The 3,662-nt window shown below is 38.6% G+C and carries 3 protein-coding genes and 1 pseudogene; 3 read left to right on the plus strand and 1 reads right to left on the minus strand.

Annotated features, from left to right (window positions below; all coding sequences use genetic code 11):
* Positions 1-386 (minus strand): beta-keto acid cleavage family enzyme (locus tag AC3AX0_RS09240; protein ID WP_487550007.1); only part of this gene is annotated, 386 nt, incomplete at its 3' end.
* A 236-nt stretch (positions 387-622) separates the two neighbouring features.
* Here AC3AX0_RS09240 and abc-f point away from each other — a divergent pair.
* The 3 genes and pseudogenes from abc-f to AC3AX0_RS09255 all read left to right on the plus strand — a co-directional run.
* Entirely contained in the window at positions 623-2,548 is a 1,926-nt protein-coding gene (gene abc-f, locus AC3AX0_RS09245) for a ribosomal protection-like ABC-F family protein (protein ID WP_487550008.1), read from the plus strand.
* Positions 2,538-3,353 carry a carbon-nitrogen hydrolase family protein gene (locus AC3AX0_RS09250; protein WP_487550009.1) on the plus strand — a complete coding sequence of 272 codons (816 nt, stop codon included), beginning with the start codon at positions 2,538-2,540 and terminating at the stop codon, positions 3,351-3,353. The genes abc-f and AC3AX0_RS09250 overlap by 11 nt, the downstream gene beginning before the upstream one ends.
* 170 nt (positions 3,354-3,523) lie before the next feature.
* Positions 3,524-3,662 (plus strand): annotated as a pseudogene (locus AC3AX0_RS09255) (ZIP family metal transporter); the annotation flags it as partial.

Raw genomic sequence — 3,662 nt, forward strand, 5'->3', positions numbered from 1 at the left:
GCGAACTTGAGGATGTATTCCTCTGTGTTCATGAAAACGTCAGGACCGAAGTTTGTAGTTCCAGTACTCAGCGTTGCCATTTCAGGACTAAGCTCTATAGGCTGCATCCTTTCCTCTGCTGTGTGCCATACTGCTCCACCTGTAGAAGGTTGAAATATGACGTTGCATTTTTCGGCTGTTTTTTCCTTGATATCCTTATAGATATCGTAGCTTTGAGTGGGATTACCCTCTTCGTCGCGTGCGTGGACGTGCACAATTGATGCGCCAGCCTTGAAACATTCATAGGCAGCTTGTGCTATTTCCTCCGGTGTTAAAGGAAGATTTGGCTGCTGCTCTCTAGTTACCTCTGCTCCTGTAAGGGCAGCGGTGATGATTAATTTTTCCATAATGACCTCCATCATTAAATTTTTTGCCTGGATTATAGTGGTATAAGCACTTTAACCCTTCTAATATGTTATTACATTTGTATAGAATAGTAAAGGGAAATTACTATAAATGTTAAGAATGATTTATATTTTTCATATTGTGTGGGAGTATAAAAAATTATATGTTAAAATATTCATACGAGTAAAAAAACAATACAAATGCAGCCTTAAGAGACTGCTGTAAACAGAGGTATTATATGATAGAAATGGCAGTTAAGAAATTGAAAAAATCCTTTGGAGCCGATTTGATTTTTGAAAATATCGAATTTGATATACAATCGGGAGAAAAAATAGGACTAGTCGGAAAAAATGGCACTGGAAAAACAACATTGTTTAAAATAATAATGGGTATTGAAAATGGCGAAGGAGAAGTGTTTAAGAGAAAGGATGCTGCTGTAGGCTATCTTGAGCAGATTCCCATATATGACGAGAATACAATGGCAGGTGATGTCCTTGCCGAAGCCTTTAAGGCTATTAATACTGTCAGGAAAAAAATGACAGATTGCGAAATGAGAATGGGCCTGACTTCTGAAAATCAGGACCATGTCCTTGAGGAATACGGAAAGCTTCAGATTGAATACGAGAGGCTTGGAGGTTACGATCTTGAGGAAAAATCCAGTCGAGTAATAGAAGGAATGAATATAAGAAGTCTTCTTGATAGGAGTTTTTACGATTTAAGCGGCGGCGAGCAAACAAGGGTCATGCTTGGTCGCATGCTTTTAATGGAGCCTGACATACTTCTTTTGGATGAGCCTACAAATCATCTTGACCTTAAGTCTGTTGAATGGCTGGAAGGATATCTGAGGGACTACAGGGGAGCAGCACTTTTAATATCTCATGACAGGTACTTTCTAGACAATACTGTCAGTAAAATCATTGAGATGAGAAGAGACGGTTCGGATACATTTTATGGAAATTATTCATACTATGTTGTTGAAAAAGAAAGAAGATTTTACGAAGCCCTTAAATGGTACAACAACCAGCAGAAGAAGATAAAGAGGATGGAAGACCAGATCCACAGATTTCGTGTCTGGGGAGATATGCGAGACAGCGAAAAAATGTATAAAAAGGCAAAGGAGCTTGAAAAGAGACTTGAAAAGATGGACGAACTTGACAGGCCTGTCCTTGACAAGAAGAAAATCAACCTGGGAGGTCTCAAGGGAGGCAGAACAGGAAAGATAGCAGTTGAAGCCATGGATCTTTCGAAATTCTATGACGGAGTGGAGCTTTTTTCAAAAGCAGGTTTTGAAGCACACTTTGGAGATAGTTTTGCCCTTCTTGGAGACAACGGTACTGGAAAGACCACTCTCCTTCGCATATTAATGGGAGAAGTTGAAGCTAACGAAGGGAAAACATCTCTTGGCTCTAGGGTAAAGACTGGATATCTTCCACAGAAAATTGAATTTGAAAATCCCCAGTTGTCTATTCTTGACTATTTCACGGGAAATCTTGGATTAACTGTTTCCGAAGCAAGGAAGGAGCTTGCCAAGATACTTTTTTACGGAGAAGATGTTTTTAGGAAAATATCCATGCTTTCCGGAGGTGAAAAGAGCAGGCTTAAGCTCAGCTACATACTACATGAAAATGCAAACCTGCTTTTTCTAGACGAGCCTACTAACCATCTTGACATAGATTCAAGAGAAATACTTGAAGATACCTTGCTGGAATTTGAAGGAACAATAATATTCGTATCCCACGATAGATATTTCATAAACAAGCTTGCAACAAGGGTGGGAGAATTGAGAAGCAAAAGGCTCAAGATATACAATGGAGATTATGAATACTTCAAAACCATGAAGGAAAGAGAAATTGAGCAGGAAAGAGACCTCCTTGAAAGAAAAAAGGTCAAGTCGACAGTAAAGGAATGGAAAGTCAGGAGTAAGAATATACTTAAAGTCCTTGATAAAAAGAAGAATGCCTTGGAAGATGAAATCAAAAAAATGGAGGATGAAATCGAGGAACTGTCAAGATCAATGGATGAAAATCCCAGTAACTACACACTGCTTGGAAAGCTTCACGAAGACAGGGAAGTTCTTGAGGAGAAATGTATTGAAAAATATATGGAATTTGAAGAAATAACCATTGAAATAGAAGAAGAAAAGGAGAGGGACAATGAAAATTAAAATAGCTCAAATTCAAATGCACATAATAGAAGACAAGGTTGAAAATATTAAGAGGGCGGGAGAATTCATAGACGAGGCTGCTGAAAGAGGAGCGGATATTGTAGTTCTTCCGGAAATGTTCAACTGTCCCTACAAGGCGTCATATTTTCCTGAATATGCCGAATTTATAGGAGGAGATACATATAACTTCTTGAAGGACAAGGCTGCGGAGAAGGGGGTATATATTTTTGGAGGATCCATTCCTGAAAAGGATTCGGAGTCTAGAATATTCAACACCTGTTTCATTTTTGATAGAAAGGGTAACGAGCTTGGTAAACACAGGAAGACGCACCTCTTCGATATAGATGTAAAGGGAGGACAGTCTTTCAGGGAGTCCGACACCCTTACGCCTGGGGAGGAGCCTACAGTAGTTGATACCGAGTTTGGAAAAATAGGTGTAATGATATGTTATGATATAAGGTTTCCTGAATTTTCAAGGATGATGGTAAACGAAGGAGCAGAAATCATAATCGTGCCTGGAGCCTTCAATATGACTACCGGACCGGCCCACTGGGAAATTCTTTTCAGGACAAGGGCCGTGGACAATCAGGTATTCACTGTAGGTACTGCTCCAGCAAGAGATATTGATAATTTTTATGTATCCTACGGCAATTCCATTTTAGTTTCCCCCTGGGGTGAAATTCTTTCAAGAATGGAAGGAGAAGAAGCAGTGATGCTTACTGAAATAGATACTGAATTAAACACCAAAATAAGAAATCAGCTTCCACTTCTAAAACACAGAAGACGTGAAATATATAAAGTATAATTTGTAATGAGTACAAAATGAAAATTATTATCAATACATTGACAAATATGTAAAAACTTATTATTATATAAGTATGCTTTCATTATTAAGGAGATATGCTTTTACTATCCATCAAAGCGGTTAATGCGACATAGTCACTGTGTCTGATTTATTCATTTAGGAGGTAGAATATGAGTTGGTTTAGAGAATTACATCCTGTCATGCAGGCTTTAGTTGGAACTTTATTTACCTGGGGACTCACTGCCCTTGGAGCGGCAGTTGTATTTTTTTTCAAGGAGATAAATCAGAAGCTTTTGGATGTAATGCTTG

It is taken from the genome of Dethiosulfatibacter sp., assembly GCF_983023055.1.

Coding starts and splice junctions, on each gene's coding strand:
- abc-f (WP_487550008.1), top strand. CDS start 623: ATGATAGAAATGGCAGTTAAGAAATTGAAAAAATCCTTTGGAGCCGAT.
- AC3AX0_RS09250 (WP_487550009.1), top strand. CDS start 2,538: ATGAAAATTAAAATAGCTCAAATTCAAATGCACATAATAGAAGACAAG.